Genomic DNA, 17,516 nt, shown 5'->3' with positions numbered 1-17,516 from the left:
CCTGCATGAAGTATGTGTCATGCAGGGCGTTCCATATATCCATTATTTATTTTTTGCTTCTTTTTCCATATTCAGAGTGACTTCATCGCGCCAGATACCGAGACGGGCTACGCAGTCAGCAGCCGATTCGTCCCATTTTCCATCTTTGAGGCGCTGTTTGTAATCGTCTACGAGAATCTTGACTTTGCCGCTCAGAAGGAATACGACAATAAGGTTGCAGACGACGCACGTACCATAGAAGAAGTCGAAGGAAGACCACAGTGTCTTGGCAGCGCCAATGGCTCCGACAATGGCCCAGGCACAGCCGACAGCGTAATAAATCTTGATCCAGACGCCTTCCAAACCTAGTGAATTGAGGCAGATACCACCGTAATAAACATTGACGACGCATGTCGTAAAAGCAAAGAACGTAATGATGACCGAGACGAATACGGCACCGGCAGCCACACTGCCAAAAGCCGTGGAGAAACCGGCCGTCGTAAGAGCGGCGCCGGAAATACCCGTGTTCCAGAGGCCCGATGTCATGACGACCATAGCCGTCATGGTGCAGACGACGATGGTATCGAAGAATACTTCAAAAATCCCCCACAGGCCCTGTTTGACCGGATGATTGACCGATGCCGAGGAATGAGCCAGCGGTGCCGTACCGGTACCGGCTTCGTTGGAATAAATGCCACGGGCCAGGCCCCAGCGGACAGCCAGCATAACCGTGCTGCCAGCAAAGCCGCCTGTAGCAGCCGTGCCGGTAAAAGCATCTTCAAAAATCAGGGCAAATGCCTGAGGAATCATGCTGGCATTGACAATCATGACGAAAATAGCGCCGATGATGTAGATAACCGCCATGAATGGAACGACGAGATTGGCGAAATTGGAAATACTCTTGAGACCACCCAGAAGAACGGCTGCCATAAGGACGGCAACGGTAATGCCAACGACATACGGATTGACAGCAAAGGCTGTATTAATGGCATTGGAGATTTCTGCTGCCTGGATAGACGGAGCAAACATCATGCCTGCCGCCATGACGATAGCCCAGATGACGGATAGCCAGCGCCAGTTCTTACCAAGGCCGTTCTTGACATACCAGGGGAAACCACCGTGCCAGACGCCGCTTACAGGGTCTTTTTCACGATAGGCCAGACCCAGGGTAACTTCCGAGAACTTAACAATCAGGCCCAGCATAGCAATAAACCACATCCAGAAGACAGCACCGGGACCGCCCGTTGCGATAGCGACGGAAACGCCGGCGATGTTGCCAACACCCAGTGTCGATGCCAGAGCCGTACAAGCTGCCTTGAACGGATTAATGTTGCCATCACCGGATCCCTTATCAAAGATTTTACCAAAGGTATTCTTCATGACGTGGCCGAAAAAGGCGAACTGGAAAAAGCCAAGACGGACCGATAAGAAGACAGCTACAAAGGACGTACCGATGAGCAGCGGCCAGCCCCAGATAAAATCAGCAAAAGCCATCATTCCTTTTGCAATCAAACCAAAAAATTCCATACACATTGCCCCCTCATGCAATTATTGGAATTCTCGCCTGCACAAAATAATAAAACCTGAAAGCTTGAATCATACCGACCGAGAACTCCAGAGCTGCGATATGATGTCTTTCCATAACAGAATAAGAAAATTTCTTCAAAACAGATGGTATAAAGTATTCTTTGGATAATATAAAGAAGAAATTCTTTCTCTGTTATTAAGAAAATGAAATAACACACTTACTATAGCACATTATCTGCAGCTTTGTAAATATATTTTTAGCATACTAGAATAAAATAACTGAAAAATCATCTATTTTATCGTTAATATATTTCTTTTCGGCATATTGTATACAAAATACATTAAAAAATAAAAGAGAGTGTGCTGTTACCTGGTTTCGTGCATAAAAAAAAGCATCCAGAATAGTCTGAATGCAGTCAGGTCATTGGTGACCCAGTAGGGATTCGAACCCTAGACCCACAGCTTAGAAGGCTGTTGCTCTATCCAGCTGAGCTACTGAGTCATAAAAAAAGTAAAAAAATGGAGCGGGTGATGGGAATCGAACCCACGTAACCAGCTTGGAAGGCTGACGCTCTACCATTGAGCTACACCCGCGTGCAGATGGTCGGAGCAGCAGGATTCGAACCTGCGACCCCCTGGTCCCAAGCCAGGTGCGCTACCAAACTGCGCTATGCCCCGTCAACGTAAAACATTATACACGTTATCCCATCGTTTGTCAAATATTATATCACTAAATTTTATAGGTGATAAAATTGGATATCCGTCAGCCGGCCATCTTCTGCCGTGACGATGGCGTAAGTCCCTTCTCTCCTGTCTCTGGGGCGGCCGATACTGCCGGGATTGACAACGACAAAGCCATCCTGTTCCAGTTTATACTGGCAGTGCGTATGACCGAATACGACCAAGTCAGCTCCGGCACTGTGCCCCCATTCTTCCAGTTTTCGGAGCCGTTTTTCTCCATACCACTGACTACCATGGATGACGGCAATCGTAAGGCCGGCAGCCTTCACGATGCGCCGTTCGGGCACATTCATATCTGTCAGGTAGTCATTATTACCGAGGACGGCATATACGGGTACGGCCGCATATGCAGCCAGATCTTCGGCATCGTTGCAGTAATCGCCACCGTGTATCCAGCAGCAGACGTCCGGTGCCTGATCCACCATCTGTTCCAGACAGGAAAACCGTCCATGGCTGTCACTGACTAATCCAATACGGGCTGTAGTCATGGCAAAAGCTCCAATAGTTTTTTCAAGGCACGGCCGCGGTGGCTGATCTTGTTTTTCTCTTCCAGTGACAGTTCTGCCATCGTCCTGCCATAGGAAGGTACATAAAACAAGGGATCATAACCAAATCCGCCTGTACCGGCATAGAAATCACGGATGATACCGGAACAGGTTCCTTCGGCATGAATTTCACGGCTATCGGGCCAGATAAGGACCAGGTCGCACACATAATGGGCCGTCCGCTGTTCTGGAGGAAAAGGCCGCAATTCATCGATGAGTTTCTGGTTATTCTTTTCATCGTCGCATTCCGGTCCGGCATATCGCGCCGAATAGACGCCGGGCCGGCCATGAAGAGCATCGGCAATGATGCCCGAGTCATCGGCCAGGCAGGGCCGGCCTGTAGCCTTCATATAATACAGGGCTTTCAGACGGGCGTTTTCCTCAAAGGTTGTGCCCGTTTCTTCCGGCTCCTTGATATCAGAAATGACGTCATGTACAGACACGACGTCATATCCCAATGGTTCAAGAGCGCCTTTGAATTCCCGGATCTTTCCGGCATTATGCGTTGCCAGGACAATCGTTTCCTTCATCGTATGCTCCTTCTCCGCCTTTAGTTCTGCTGCTTGGCGGCTGCTTCACTTTTTTGTTCCCGCACGGCCTGGGCATAGTTTTTGATGACGACAATAGGTGTCTTCTGCGATGCGTTGCCAAAGGGGTTATTGATCAGGATGCGGGCAATTTCCTTCGGATTAAGGCCACGGGAATGTCCCAGGACAGCCGAACGTTTGAGGTCATTGACATCAGCTACGCAGGCGCCGTAACAGCCCATGCGCTTTTTGATGGCTTCTGCCACTTCATCAGGCTTATCCGGACCATAGACGATACATTTGTCAAAAGGCGGCATCGTACCTGTTACGTCATCAGTCAGCGATGCCTGACGGCATTTAGCATACCAGACGCCATTTTTACCGACCAGTTTTGCCAAAAAGCCAATGATGAACCAGAAGAGCATCTTCCATTCTCCTTCGAGGTTCATAGCCGCCTGCATACCATACAGGCTGGCCATGCTCCCTTCACCGGGAACGAAGCGGCGCATGAGACGACATTGCCAGGTCGGCGTCAATTCTTCCGGGCGGGTATAGCGGTGCTGGGTGATAGCGACGACGCTTTCAGCCGAGCAGACGATATCATCGGGGCCGACAATATCTTTTGCATATTCTTCTATGACATCGACGATGTCATCTTTATCTGTCAGTATTCTGGTCTTTACCGGTACTAATTCTAATTCTGCCATGTCTTTTCCCCCTCCTATGCTTGTTCCATTGCCCGTTTTACTTCGGAAGCTTTCAGTGTAATGCGGGCCTTGTGAATATACCATTCACTACGGGATACGACCTGATATACCAGATCAATAGGCATATCCGGGAACGTTTTCAGGTCTTCGCGGATGGTTCCTTCTTTACTTACCAGTTCGATGGTAACGCGGATACGGCCCGATTCACCAGGGTTGATGATAACCGATTCCCAATATCCATCATTGCGTTCCGCCGCTTTATTTGCCAGCTGGGAATGGACAATGACTTTGTCATACTGTTCATATGGAAGCAGGGTCCGGGGATAAAAATCCATAATTGTTCCCAGCTGTTTCCCTACATTCTTGAAAGGAACTTCCGTTTCAAATACAGCCGTACTGGCAGTCAGGCTTTTTAAGGCAAAGGGCTGGCGTTTCCGCGCTTCAATAACGAAGCGGGCATCACCCTGGTGCCAGGCAAAGAGGCGGAATAACAGATACAGTACAGCAACGAGGCCGACAATGAAAATAATGATGTTCAGTAACTGGTAGACAATCACGACACAGGACTCCTTTAGGTAAAATACGCAGTGAAACTAGAGTAGTGGATGCAGAAATATATTACATTTCCTGCTGATCCTTTTCATACATGGCTTTCAGTCTGAGATACGGGCCATCGCCGATGCGGGCTACTTTGCCCGTATCCTTGTGGGTAAATACGTTCTGCGTCGTGCCTTCAGCCATAAGGCGTCCGTCACGTTTACGCAGAATCCGGTAGGCATACACCATCTGGGCCCGGGATAACTTGACCAGCCGGGCTTCAATGATGATTTCATCATCATAATAAATGTTGTCGATGTACTCACAACTTACGTTTTTGATTGGAAAGAGGATTCCTTCATCCATGAGTTCAAATAAATCGACACCGGCAGCACGCATATATTCACAGCGCGCACACTCAAACCAGCGGATGTGATTGGCATGATGGGCATTGCCCATCATATCTGTCTCGCTGAAGCGGACTCTTTCTGTTACGCTGACCATTTTCTCCACTCCTGTTCTCACTCAAACATGCCCTATTATTTTACGCTGTATAGGACCATTTGTCAAAAGTTGCCGCATAAAACATGGTACTTTATACCGTAAAAAAAGCTGCCGCAGATGCGGCAGCCTGAAACACTATAACTGACGGGCCTGCAGCTGATGCAGTCTTTCCTCCCGCCGGAATATTCACCAGTCACAGCGGGCAAAGGGAAGGATGCGACGTACTTTTTCTTTGTGCTCCGGTTTGATGTACGCCGCTGCAAACTTCAAAGCCGCTGCCACGACAGCCGCATCATCGATCCAGCCAGCGACAGGCAGGATATCGGGAACGATATCGATGGGCAGGATGACATATCCGATGGCACCCATGAGCACGAGCCGGACCATGCGGGGCGTATCCTTGTCCTGAATGCAATAAAAGATGGCCAGGAGTTTCGGCAGAAAATGCAGTTTCCCCTTCGTTTTACTCAGGAACCGCAGAAAACGGCCTGGCGAATAGAAGCGGGTAAAAAACAGCAATAATTTCCACATAGGCACACCTTCATTTATTTTTCATCAAGAGGAATCTTAGCATCTTCTACAGCCGCCTGTACCTTTTCATCGACAGACGGTTCGGCAGTATCAGCAGCAGCTGTTTCCCCTTCCGGGGCCGCATCTTCCTGCACCGGTACTTTGGCATCGGCACTGTTTTCTTTTGCTTCTTCTACGTCATCGACAACACTGCGGCGCCGTACGGAATCGACGACAACCTGCCCTTTTTCCTTGACGTCGTCAAAGGCATCGATAGCCGCTTCCTTGGCCGCACTGCCCCAGCGTTTCATGAAATCAACCGTTTCATCTCCGAGAGGTACGTTTTTCAGCGGGTTGTCACGCAGCCGGTCTACTTGTTTGCGGGCCTTGTCCTTCCACTGTGCCATCATTTCAATATACGGACCCATGTCGGTAGGCATACCGTCTTTCATCCAACGCTGCGTTACGCGGCCCAGGCTGTAGGTGATACCTACGGCAACAGGAACCTGTACGGCACTGAACGGAATCAGTGTCGTCAGGAGATTGCCGGCCATACGGCTGCCCATAGCACCGAGGAAAGCGATGACAGCACGTTCAGAAAGTTTAACATTGTACACTTTGGCAATGCGGCTGACAAGATATACTTCATTTGCCATGAGGGCGATAGTGCCGACGAGGGGCGCAATGACAATAGCTCCAGCACGGGCAGCTGCCCAGCGGCAATAGGTTTCGACCTTAAGATCGGAATCGGCAGACGAATTTTCGATGGACTGGATTACTTCCAGGGAAGCCGTCGGCGCAACCGGCGCATGGGCTTCTTTTTCGGCTTTCATAGCCGTCAGTTCCTTTTTCAGGGCATCGATTTCTTCTTGTAGTGCCTGTACTTTATCCATTTCATCTGACATAGGAATCCCCCCATTTTCAAAATACACTTTTCTTTATTTTCCCATGTTTTTACCAGCTTGTCAAACCGCCATCGACGGGAACTGCCGTGGCAGTCATATAAGAAGCGGCCTGGCTTAACAGGAACACAATGACTTCTCCAACTTCAGAAGCTTCTGCCAGCCGGTAGAGCGGATACTGCTGGCGCAGGGACTCTTCCGTCTCATCGGGATTGGCTGTCATCTGGCGGGAAAGGAGCGGCGTCTTTACATCGCCAGGGCAGACGCAGTTGACCCGGACGCCGTGAGGAGCCAGTTCCAGTGCCAGGGACTTGCAGAAGGATACGACAGCCCCTTTGGTCGCACTGTAGACAGAGCAGCCGACATTTCCCTGCAGACCGGCATCGCTGCTGACCATGACGATGCTTCCCCTGTTCTTTTTCAGTGGTTCCAGAGCTTCCCGGCAGAGAAATATGGTGCCGTATACGTTGGTAGCAAAAAGCCGCGCCGCTGATTGGGCCGTCACATTTTCCAGCAGTTCTTCTTCATAATAACCGGCTGACGTCACCAGTCCGTCCAACCTGCCGAAATAATCCAGTGTTTCCTGCACCATATGCCGGCATGCCTCTTCCCTGCTCACATCGCCGGGCACAAACTGGCAGTTTCCCGCAAGAGTGCCTAGCTGCGCAAGAGCTTCTTCTCCTCGTGCAGTATCGCGGCCATTGATGACGACGCAGGCTCCTTTTCCCAGTAGAATCCGGGCCGTCGCCAGACCAATTCCGGAAGTCCCGCCACTGATGAGGATGACTTTATTTTTCCAATTCATATGCAACCACCTCAGAACAGTCCGAAATACTGGAGAATCAGCTTGCCGATAAGCAGGGTCGTTACGGTCATCATGATGAGGCGGACGAAACCACTGCCCCGGCGGATGGCCATGCGGGATCCGAAAAAGGCACCGATGAATATTCCCAGTGCCATGGTCAGGCCGTAAGCATACAGGACTTTTCCCGAATAAATGAATAAGCAGAAGGCCGTGAGGTTACTCACAAAATTCAGCACCTTGGCATTACCAGCGGCGACGACGAAATCAAAGCCCAGCATGGCAAAGGCAATAATCAGGAATGTCCCTGTTCCCGGCCCGATAAAACCATCGTAGACACCGATGGCAAAGGCAAAGGCTGCTCCCTGGATCAGCTTTTTCTTCGTTTCTCCCGTATAAGTGCTGACTGAACCCAGGTCCCTGCGGCTGAAAACGAAAATGGCTACGGCCACCAGCGCGGCAATGACCAGGGGCTGCAGCATTGCAGCCGACATATGAAGCATGAGCAGGCAGCCCAGGACGGCCCCGATAAAAGTGAAAGGCACGAGTTTCTTCATGAGACCGCCGTCTACTTTCCCGGCACGCATGAACTGGACCGTACTGATACCACTGCCAAAGGTTGCAGCAAATTTATTCGTGCCGATAGCGTAGTGGGGCGGCATGCCCATGGCCAGGAAAACCGGCAGGGAAATGAGTCCCCCGCCGCCGGCAATGGAGTCAATGAATCCCGATAAAAAACCACCGCACAGCGTAATCAGCAAATACTCCCATGAAAGGGAAAGAAAATCCATATTCTAGCAGCTCCTATTCCATCAGATCTGTGGCAAAGACCAGGTCAATGCCGTCATTGTGCAGTTCATCAATCATTTCACTGAGTGCCTGTGCCGTATTGCGGCGACAGTGGCCGATGACGATGGCACTGCCGTTTTCCCTTGCGATGCTGCCGGCCTGGCGCAGGCGGCTCTTTATCGCATCGACACTGGCATCATTATCGATGAACAAATTATTCCGGCTGGTCACGACACCCATAGCACGGGCCGTCTGTTCTCCCACAGAGGTACTGTTGGTACGGCTGTCCAGATAAACCAGGCCGCGGCTGCTCATGACCTGCATGATGTCCTTCATAATCCGGCTGTCCGACGTCGCCAGAGATCCCTGATGATTGTTCATGCCGATGGCATGGGGTACCTGGTCGAGGATTTCATTGGCCGTAGCCTTCACCTTGCTGTCACTCATATCTGTTCCGATATAGACTGATTCCGATGACGCCACGCCCTGAGGCTGCATGGGCATATGGACGAAAATCTGACGTCCTGCCCGGTAGCCACTGTCAGCACTTTCCGCCGTGTGGGATTTATATGGCATAACAGCATACGTGAGAGGAATAGGCATATCATTGAACTGGCTCAGGATATCGAGGCTGCTTCCGCAGTCATCGATGACGATAGCCAGCCGTCCCCGGACTTCAGCCGGATGCTGCTGACCGGCAGTGCTCTTCTTTTCTTTCGTACTGGCCAGGTCCTTGTCTTTTGCGTTCAGCACGGCTTTCTTTACGGCTTCTTCCTTTTCTTTTGAAGCTCCCGGTTCAGTGACATACAATTTGGTCACGACGAGATAGACTTGTTCCTTATCCAGCATATCGAACAAAGCGATATCGTATTCCGTAACGGTACTGCCACCAGCTTTTTTCGTATCCACCTGATACAGGACAGCTTTTCCGCCACTCTTTGCCAGTTCGTTTTCCAGATCAGTCCGTGAGAATTCTTTTTCCGGCACGACTTCGACCTGTTTCGTCGTCCAGCGTATCTTTCCGCCTGTAGCCCGACGGTCTTCTTCCCTGTTTTCTGTTTTCAGGACAGTCACTGAAGCATGCTGTGCCTTCAGCCATGTTTCCACGGCATCCTGCAGTTCTCCGGCCGGTCCCGTATAATCGGCATCCATGCCATTGTCCTGTACCGTATCGATATGGGTTATTTCTTCATCGGCCTTTTTTTCCGTATTGCCGTTAAGATACCACCAGGCCCCGGCACAGATGGCAATGAGCAACAGCAGGACGGCAAAAGGTCTGGCAATGGCCGGGCTTCCTGAAGAGCGCCGGCTGCGTTTACGTTTCATCGTGTATTTCCCTCCATAGTAAAAAGCGGAGCCGCTTTCATAGCAACTATCTATGAACAGCCACTCCGGTTTCTTTCATTTCTGAATCAAATCAGGCTTTTGAATATTCTTCTGTCGTCACATCCAGCTCCGGTTCACAGGGGCCCTGCAACAGCTGCAGCACGCGCCGCCCTATGATCTGCGCCCCGTTGCGGTGGCAGGCCAGGCTTGCCGCAGACATGTGCTGCAATTTTTCTGGTGACCCGAGCAGCTCGGAAACGACGGCAGCCAGATCATCTTTCGTCTTAACCCAGCGGGCACAGCCTTTGCTCTGCATATATGTGGCATTGGCTTCTTCCTGTCCGGGAATAGGACTGTAGAGAACGATAGGCACCTGGACAGTAGCAGCTTCAGTACAGGTCAGGGCTCCCGGTTTGGTGACCAGGACAGAAGCCCGTACCATCAGTTCTGGAATATGATTGGTATATCCCAGTATTTCTACATGATGCTGCAGTTCCCGCCGCATCTGGCAAAGTTCATCGTACAAATCGGCATTATAGCCCGTTACGACAGTAAAATCACCGACGGCCGGCAGTTTGTCCAGTACGGACAAGGACTGACGGATAGAGCCCATGCCGAGGCCGCCTCCCATGATGAGGACATTGCGCCGCTTTTCATGATCTTCATCCCAATGCCAGCGCTGCTGCTGGAACGTATTGCGTACGGGAATGCCGGAAACGACAATCTTTTCAGCTGCCACATGCTGTGCAATGAGCTGCTGTTTCAGCTGGGACGTCGCTACACAGTACAAATCCATCTGTGGATAGACCCAGAGCTGATGGATGGTAAAGTCTGTGATTACGCCGACCAGGGGAACCTGCAGGCGGTGCTGCCGTTTTAAAAGAACTGCCGCTCCTGCCGGAAAAGGATGCGTAAAAACAATGATGTCCGGGTTCTTATCGGCCAGCACGCGGAGCATACGGCGTTTCAAACCCCACGAAAACAGCGTTTTTACAACCATGCCTTTTTTATAACCCTGAGAGGAATAATACATCAGGTCATAGAGCATGGGAAATACATCGAGTATCTTCAGATACGTTTCCTTGACAATGTTGTCGATGGAAAGCACATCATTGGAAATGAAGTCAAAATGTTCCACTTCGCATTCTGCCGGCAGGGTTTTCAGATATTCTTCTATAGCATGTGCTGCCTGGGTATGACCGCTTCCGATAGAAGCTGACATAATCAGCACTTTTTTCTTCGTCATCCTGATTCCCTCTTTCAGACCGCTGGTCTTACTAAATTATATATCCATGGTACGACAAAATGCAAGAAAAGAAAAGAGCCGTTTCTGACTGCGGCTCTTTTCCCTCACGGACTTATTTATTGTTAACCAAATCTTTAAGCTGTTTGCCCGCTTTGAATGCCGGTGTATTGGAAGCGGCAATCTTGATGGTTTCTTTCGTCTGCGGATTGCGGCCTTCCCGTTCCTTACGGTGGCGTACTTCAAAGGTACCGAAGCCGATAATCTGAACTTTGTCGTCTTTCTGAAGGCTTTCACTGATAGCTTCAAATACGGCTTTTACTGCTTTTTCAGCGTCTTTTTTCGTGATATCAGCTTTTTCTGCTACACTGTTGACTAATTCGGTTTTATTCATTGTAAATCCTCCTTTGATTTGTTACATCTATCATTTCCGTCTAACTTTGTCCCTGCATCTTTCCGTTCTTCCTCTTTCGCCTTCTGCCAGAATGCATCCAGCTCATCCAGAGAAAAATCAGACCAGTCCCTGCCTGAAGCACGGACACAATCCTCCACATAGGAAAATCTGCTGCGGAACTTGTTGTTAGCCCGATGTAACGCACACTCCGGTTCTATATCATAGCGCCGGCATAAATTGGCCAGAACGAACAGGACATCCCCGGCTTCTTCCTCCATGTGGTCCCTGTCACCTTCAGCCACCGCATCCAGGAATTCCTGCCACTCTTCATGGACTTTGGCTACAACTTGTTCAGCCGTATCCCATTCAAATCCCTTTTTTGCAGATTTTTCCTGAAGCTTATAGGCTGAAAGAAGCGAAGGAAGGCCCTTCACAACGCCATCGAGAAGATGCTCGTGCTGCTGGCGTCGCTCGCTCTGTTTCAATCTATCCCAGTTTACCATACTCATATGCCTGTTTTCAAGGGGTTTATCCGTAAAAACATGGGGATGACGGTGAATCATCTTTTTCGTAACGTCGTTTACAATATCCTGTGCCGAGAAAAGGCCCTCTTCTTCGGCAATGCGGGCATGGATGACGACCTGATACAGGATGTCGCCCAATTCTTCCCGAATGCCATCTATGTCATTCTGGTCGATAGCATCGAGCATTTCATAGACTTCTTCGATGAGAAACCGGCGCAGCGTCTTATGGGTCTGCCGTTTATCCCAGGGACAGCCGTGTTCACCGCGCAGCCGGGCCATGACCTGTACCAGAGGATCTATATCAAAAGGCATCTCTGCATCCGGCAGTTCTTCCCCTTCTGTCGTCATAGCCCCGGTACGGGATTGTAACGGTGGTACAGGCAGGAAGAGACTGGTCAGGTGATCGATATGGTCACAGCGGTCCAGTTCATAAAGTTTTATGGGCTGTATGGATTCATCGGGCAGGCTGACATGATATACCAGCTGCGCTTCGTATTCGTCGCCGTAGATATCCATCAGGGAGAGTTTCAGATCCGATGCGACATGGCGGTCGTACACCTGGGTCACGATGAGAGGCGTAGAGATATCACGCGGTACCTGACCGGCATCGGAACTGTCGATGATGGTTACGCCATTTACGGGATCAAAACGCAGGCGGGTATACATGACTTCAAGAAAGCTCATGCCCGGATGGACTACGACCGGGATATGGCGTTCTGCCCCCTGTTTTTCCAGCATGAGTACGGTCCGTTCGGCTACGACCGGACTGCCCGGTACAGCATAGACGACATCTCCGCCGGCTGCCTGGTCCAGCACATAACCGGTAATGCCCTGGTATACGTTTTCAAAAGAAGTTCCCTGTTCATAGAAACGGTCCAGGGCTTCGTAGGCAATATGCGCTTCATCAAGCATAGAAACAGATGGGTGCACCGCCGTGCGCAGCAGCAGGCACCGGGCTTCCTTCATGAGCCGGAAAGCCGTCAGTGTAATCAGGCCGGCATCTCCCGGCCCCAGTCCGACAATATGTATCGTTCCCATAATCAGCCTCTTTTCTACAATATCATTTCTCCAGCCTTTTTACCCACTGGTACATACGATGTCCGACGACAGGGACTTTGGCCACATCATCAGCATCGACGGCACGGAAGGCAAAAAGGCAGATCAGGTAAATCAGGGCCGCAACCCCCATGGCGGCGACAGTGGCCAGTGCATCCGGTGTAACCGCCGATAATCCTTTATGGACAAACCAGGCCGTACCGGCCATAGCGGCTGCTGCCAGGAACAGTTTCCCGATATACAGCCATTGTACAGTATACTGGCAGTACCGCCGGGCAAAATACAGGTTAAGGGCAGCAGCAATGGCAAGATCAGCATTAGTCGCCCATGCAGCTCCTACTTCAGCCAGCCAGGGCAGGGCCGTCAGATACCAGCTCAGGGTGATTTTGACGACGGCCGCAGCGGCCATATTATACAGTGGAATCGCCGTATGGCCCAGCCCCTGCAGGAGGCCGCCTGTAACCTGCTGCAGGCCGATGAGGAATACGGAAAGACCGAGAACACAGATAGATGGTCCGGCAGCCGGCGTCGCATAGAGCAACCGGGAAATGGGTACTGCCAGAACGGCCAGTCCCAGTGAAGCTGGTATGGTAATCACACAGGCAATACGCATGGCTGTGTGGGTCCGTGCCAGCACCAGGTCTCCTCTGCCACTGGCACAAGCTGCCGAGACAGCCGGAACGAGGCTCGTTGCCAGCGCCATGGTAAGGATGGCCGGCAGCTGCACCAGTCCATTGGCCATGCCGGACAGATAGCCGAACAGAGCTGTTGCTTCATGGCCCGTATATCCAGCAGCAATCAGGCGGCGCGGCACGATGAATAAATCAATACTGGCAACGGCCGGAAGAAGCATATTGGCCGCCGCCACCGGAACGGCCAGGACAATCAGGCGTTTAATGACGGACAGGGCCCGTAACGGGACAAATGTCCCTTCATCGGCCAGCCGTTCCTTTTTTTCGTGCCGGATGTACAGCACAGCAATGACACATAACCCTGCTGCAGCGCCGGGGACGGCGCCGAAAGCAGCACCGGATGCAGCCGGCACCAGTCCGTACGGCAGCAGGATCCAGGCCAGGGTAAGCATGACGCATACCCGGATGAACTGGTCCACCATCTGAGACAAGGCCGTCGGCGTCATGAGCTGCAGGCCCTGGAAATAGCCTCTAAAGCAGCAGGTCAGGACCGACAGGGACAGAGCCGGCGCCAGTACGACCAGCGGCCAGTAGGCCCGCTCATCACTGACAAGTCCCGTAGCAATAAGTGCCCGGGCTCCCAGTACCATGCCAAGGCCGCACAAAAGAGCGATGACGGCCATAAAAGCCAGTGTAACGTGGAAAATCCGCCGCGTACCACTATAATTGCCGCGGGCGGCCTGCTCGGCCACCATGATGGAGACGGCAATGGGGATGCCGGCACCGACAATACTAAGCAGCAGAATATACATGGGATAGGCCATCTGATACAGGCCGATTCCCTCGCCGCCCAGGAGGCGGGACAGAAGGATGCGGTTCACGCCTCCCAGGATTTTGACGACGATTCCTGCAACGGTAAGCACCATGGCGCCACGCAGGAAAGAAACATTAGCCAAGGGAATTCCCCTTTCTCACTGTGCTGATAGACGCAAAAATCTGATCCAGGAAAGTCAGTATATCTCCTGCCCCGGCAAGGCTCACGCGCAGCATAAGCGGTATACCCGGCACGGTGCGGAAACGGCGCCGCAGCGTCGTCGGCAGCCCGGCCAGCGACGGCATATCCTGCAGGCTCCGCCACTTCAGTTCCAGCGTATCCCGTTTCTGGGCAATGAGCGTAAGGCCCAGAGTACGTCCCGTAAGGCGGATCCGCGTCGCATGGAGCAGCGTTTCCACGGGATGGGTAGGCCGGCCATAACGGTCCAGCAGTTCTTTTTCCAGGTCATCCAGTTCTTTTTCATCGGTAATAGTCGCCAGTCGCTGATACATTTCTATCTTCTGGCCGCCGTTACTGATATAGGCATCGTCGATGAAGGCATCAATATGGGTTTCCATGACCGTTTCCGGCGGTGGCAGTTCATCGCTCTGCCCTTTCTGGGCCTTGGCGATGGCTTTTTCCAGCATACTGCAGTACATGGCAAAGCCGACGCTGGCAATATTGCCATGCTGTTCCCGTCCCAGGAGATTGCCGGCACCGCGGATTTCCAGATCGCGCATGGCGATTTTAAATCCTGATCCCAGTTCGGTAAATTCTTTGATGGCCTGAAGACGTTTTTCTGCCACTTCTGACAGGACTTTGTCCCGGCGGTACAGGAAATAGGCATAAGCCATACGGTGGCTTCGGCCAACGCGTCCCCGCATCTGATATAACTGGGACAGCCCAAAATGGTCGGCATCGTAGATGATAATCGTATTGGCATTGGCCACATCGAGACCGTTTTCGACGAGGCTGGAACACAAGAGGATATCATAGCGTCCTTCGTAAAAGTCAAACATGACTTGTTCCAGGAGAGCGCCTGCCATCTGCCCGTGGGCAATCCCGATAGACAAATCCGGCAGCAGGGCCTGGAGCTGGTCTTTCATCTTTTCAATGGAATCGACCATATTATAGACAAAGAACACCTGTCCGCCCCGGTGTTTTTCCCGCATGACAGCATCGCGGACAATACGGGCATCATATTCGGTGACATAGGTCTGGACAGGGAAACGGTCCGTTGGCGGTGTTTCGATGACGCACATCTGGCGCAGATTGACCAGGGACATATGGAGCGTCCGGGGAATCGGCGTCGCGCTCAGGGTCAGCACGTCGATGTGGGCAGCCCAGGCCTTCCACTTTTCTTTCTGGGCCACGCCAAAGCGCTGCTCTTCATCGACGACGAGTAGTCCCAGATCTTTGAACTTCACCCGTTTATTAAGCAGGCTGTGGGTCCCGATGAGGACATCGATATCTCCCGTGAGAGTCCGGCGCAGGATATCCTTTTTCTCTTTCTGTGACCGGAAACGGTTGAGGACATCGCAGTTGACGCCAAAATTGCGGAACCGTTCAGTAAAAGTCTGAAAATGCTGCTGGGCCAGGACCGTCGTCGGTACGAGGACGGCAACTTGTTTGCCTCCCATAACAGCCTTGAATATAGCGCGCATAGCCACTTCCGTCTTGCCGAAACCAACATCGCCACAGACGAGACAGTCCATAGGAAAAGGCTTTTCCATGCTCTTTTTGATTTCCGCTACAGCTTTCAGCTGATCTTCCGTTTCTTCATAGGGAAAGGCGTCTTCAAATTCCTTCTGGAACGGTGTATCAGGCGGAAACGCAAAACCGGATACGATTTCCCGCTTGGCATAGACTGCCACCAGTTTTTCCGCCAGGTCCGTAATGGATTTCTGTGCCTTGGCCCGGGTTTTCTGCCAGTCACTGCCACCCATCTTATGCAATTTCGGCGTATCGCCTTCGTTGCCGATATAACGCTGCAGCAGGTTGAGCTGGTCTGTCGGGACATACAAAATATCCTTCCCGGCATAATGGATTTCCAGATAATCTTTATGGACGCCATCAATTTCTATCGTTTTTATGCCGGCATAGCGGCCGATGCCGTGGACTTCATGGACGACGTAGTCCCCGGCTTTGAGGTCCGTAAATACATTGATTTCCTGCCCTTTCTGCACGTGGTGGCGCAGGCGGTGCTTCTGCATGCCGTAAATATCCCGTTCGGATATGACGACCAGTTTCGCATAAGGCAGTTCGAAACCATTACGGATTTCTCCTTCTGCCAGATAAATCTGCTTACTTTCAAGGGGCACCGTATCATTGTATGGCATAACAGAAAATCCATGCTGGGCAAACCAGCTCTTCAGTGTCGCAATCCGCTGCCGGCTGCCCATGACGAACAGTACGGCATCGCCGCTTTCCAGCCAGTGCAAAAGTTCATCGTGGAGCAGATCGAACTGCTTCTGGAAACTGGCCATAGCCTTGGCAGAGAAACTCGATGATGTATCCATCATCATATCCGGCACGGACTGGGCCAGAAGGGACAGGACAATCTGTGTACCCGGACGCTGTGCACTGGCCAGGGACCGCCACGAACAGAGCCAGTCTTTGTAATCGGCGCTTTCTTTCAGGAATTTTTTCAGATTTTCCCGGCTGCGGTTTGGTTCATCCCAGATAATAATTCCGTCAGTCATGTAATCCAGGACCGTATGTTCTTTGTCTCCGGACTGGTCCAGGGCAAAGGGCAGGATGCGCACGGTCTCCGTCTTGTCGAGAGATTTCTGGCTTGCCGCATCAAAAAAACGAAGGCTTTCCAGCGTATCACCGAAAAATTCCAGGCGCAGCGGTTGTTCGTAGTTGACAGCAAAAACATCGATAATGTCGCCGCGCACAGAAAAATGGCCCCGCCGTTCAACAAGATCCACCCGTTCATACCCATCTTCTGACAGCCGCCGGAGCAGTGTGTCCCGTTCGTAATCCTGTCCTGCTGAAAGATCAAAGGCTGCAGCATTGACATGTTCCGGTGCTGTTACAGGCTGGGCCGATTCTTCAATAGTCGCAACGACAGCACAAAAGGCATGACTGCAAAGTGCCGCCAGTACTTCCATCTGCCGGGCCGTCCGTTCCATACTTTTGGCCGTCGTCGAAAATACCGCCCTGTCACCCAGGGGGAATGTATAGACGGGAAGTTCCGGAGCAAAGAACTGCAGATCCGTTTGCCACGCCGTTTCCTGTTCTTTCGACGGCACAATGATCAGGGCCGGCTTTCCTGCCGCCATAATAGCACGGGAGGCAAAAGACGTTTTGACCGAGCCGCCGACGCCGTATATGCTGTGACATCCGGACTGTATAAACAAATCAGCGCTGGATTGAATATTGGCATCATCGTTCATGCGTTGAAAAAAAGTATTCATGTTACACGACCTCATAGAAAACGGGGCTTTAGAAA

At 51.6% G+C, this 17,516-nt stretch carries 16 protein-coding genes, 3 tRNA genes and 1 pseudogene; all 20 read right to left on the bottom strand.

Going from position 1 to position 17,516, the window contains the following annotated elements:
- Positions 1-42 precede the first annotated feature (42 nt).
- The 20 genes and pseudogenes from DW949_RS03380 to mfd all read right to left on the bottom strand — a co-directional run bounded on the left by DW949_RS03380 (position 43) and on the right by mfd (position 17,481).
- Positions 43-1,506 (bottom strand): sodium:alanine symporter family protein, encoded by a 1,464-nt coding sequence (locus DW949_RS03380; RefSeq protein ID WP_199595723.1) that lies wholly within the window; start codon positions 1,504-1,506, stop codon positions 43-45.
- 425 nt (positions 1,507-1,931) lie between these two features.
- A tRNA-Arg gene (locus tag DW949_RS03375) sits at positions 1,932-2,008 on the bottom strand.
- Positions 2,009-2,026: 18 nt separating this feature from the next.
- A tRNA-Gly gene (locus DW949_RS03370) sits at positions 2,027-2,100 on the bottom strand.
- A gap of 7 nt (positions 2,101-2,107) precedes the next feature.
- Positions 2,108-2,184, bottom strand: a tRNA-Pro gene (locus tag DW949_RS03365).
- A gap of 59 nt (positions 2,185-2,243) precedes the next feature.
- A complete protein-coding gene (locus tag DW949_RS03360) occupies positions 2,244-2,735 on the bottom strand; it encodes a metallophosphoesterase (protein ID WP_118021862.1) in 492 nt (163 codons plus the stop codon).
- Positions 2,732-3,322, bottom strand: a complete 591-nt coding sequence (locus DW949_RS03355) for an XTP/dITP diphosphatase (protein ID WP_118021861.1) — start codon at positions 3,320-3,322, stop codon at positions 2,732-2,734. The genes DW949_RS03360 and DW949_RS03355 overlap by 4 nt, the downstream gene beginning before the upstream one ends.
- 20 nt (positions 3,323-3,342) lie before the next feature.
- Positions 3,343-4,026, bottom strand: a complete 684-nt coding sequence (locus DW949_RS03350) for a coenzyme F420-0:L-glutamate ligase (protein WP_118021860.1) — start codon at positions 4,024-4,026, stop codon at positions 3,343-3,345.
- 14 nt (positions 4,027-4,040) lie between these two features.
- Positions 4,041-4,583 (bottom strand): hypothetical protein, encoded by a 543-nt coding sequence (locus DW949_RS03345; RefSeq protein WP_118021859.1) that lies wholly within the window; start codon positions 4,581-4,583, stop codon positions 4,041-4,043.
- A gap of 61 nt (positions 4,584-4,644) precedes the next feature.
- On the bottom strand, positions 4,645-5,067 hold the full coding sequence (locus tag DW949_RS03340) for a thioesterase family protein (protein ID WP_118021858.1): 423 nt from the start codon (positions 5,065-5,067) through the stop codon (positions 4,645-4,647).
- Between the two features lie 186 nt (positions 5,068-5,253).
- The gene (locus DW949_RS03335; protein WP_118021857.1) at positions 5,254-5,598 is read right to left on the bottom strand and encodes a YkvA family protein; all 345 of its coding nucleotides are present in this window, start codon (positions 5,596-5,598) and stop codon (positions 5,254-5,256) included.
- 14 nt (positions 5,599-5,612) lie between these two features.
- On the bottom strand, positions 5,613-6,482 hold the full coding sequence (locus DW949_RS03330) for a hypothetical protein (protein ID WP_118021856.1): 870 nt from the start codon (positions 6,480-6,482) through the stop codon (positions 5,613-5,615).
- 49 nt (positions 6,483-6,531) lie between these two features.
- Positions 6,532-7,284, bottom strand: coding sequence for an SDR family NAD(P)-dependent oxidoreductase (locus DW949_RS03325; protein WP_118021855.1), 753 nt, complete (start codon positions 7,282-7,284; stop codon positions 6,532-6,534).
- Positions 7,285-7,295: 11 nt separating this feature from the next.
- Positions 7,296-8,072, bottom strand: coding sequence for a TSUP family transporter (locus tag DW949_RS03320; RefSeq protein ID WP_118021854.1), 777 nt, complete (start codon positions 8,070-8,072; stop codon positions 7,296-7,298).
- 13 nt (positions 8,073-8,085) lie between these two features.
- A complete protein-coding gene (locus DW949_RS03315) occupies positions 8,086-9,396 on the bottom strand; it encodes a divergent polysaccharide deacetylase family protein (protein ID WP_118021853.1) in 1,311 nt (436 codons plus the stop codon).
- A gap of 91 nt (positions 9,397-9,487) precedes the next feature.
- On the bottom strand, positions 9,488-10,642 hold the full coding sequence (locus DW949_RS03310) for a glycosyltransferase (protein WP_118021852.1): 1,155 nt from the start codon (positions 10,640-10,642) through the stop codon (positions 9,488-9,490).
- Positions 10,643-10,754: 112 nt separating this feature from the next.
- Complete coding sequence (locus tag DW949_RS03305; protein WP_059077406.1) at positions 10,755-11,033, bottom strand: HU family DNA-binding protein; 279 nt, start codon at positions 11,031-11,033, stop codon at positions 10,755-10,757.
- The gene (gene mazG, locus DW949_RS13930; RefSeq protein ID WP_370448710.1) at positions 11,030-11,905 is read right to left on the bottom strand and encodes a nucleoside triphosphate pyrophosphohydrolase; all 876 of its coding nucleotides are present in this window, start codon (positions 11,903-11,905) and stop codon (positions 11,030-11,032) included. The genes DW949_RS03305 and mazG overlap by 4 nt, the downstream gene beginning before the upstream one ends.
- Before the next feature lie 87 nt (positions 11,906-11,992).
- Positions 11,993-12,595: pseudogene (locus DW949_RS13925) on the bottom strand (SAM-dependent methyltransferase); the annotation flags it as partial.
- Between the two features lie 22 nt (positions 12,596-12,617).
- Positions 12,618-14,171, bottom strand: coding sequence for a polysaccharide biosynthesis C-terminal domain-containing protein (locus DW949_RS03295; protein ID WP_370448709.1), 1,554 nt, complete (start codon positions 14,169-14,171; stop codon positions 12,618-12,620).
- A gap of 22 nt (positions 14,172-14,193) precedes the next feature.
- On the bottom strand, positions 14,194-17,481 hold the full coding sequence (gene mfd, locus DW949_RS03290; protein ID WP_118021849.1) for a transcription-repair coupling factor: 3,288 nt from the start codon (positions 17,479-17,481) through the stop codon (positions 14,194-14,196).
- Between the last annotated feature and the right edge of the window lie 35 nt (positions 17,482-17,516).

It is taken from the genome of Megasphaera sp. AM44-1BH (genome assembly GCF_003467125.1).
In the GTDB taxonomy this organism is placed as follows: domain Bacteria; phylum Bacillota; class Negativicutes; order Veillonellales; family Megasphaeraceae; genus Megasphaera.
The sequence above is the reverse complement of the archived record's forward strand: the minus strand, read 5'-3'. Positions and strand labels throughout refer to the sequence as shown.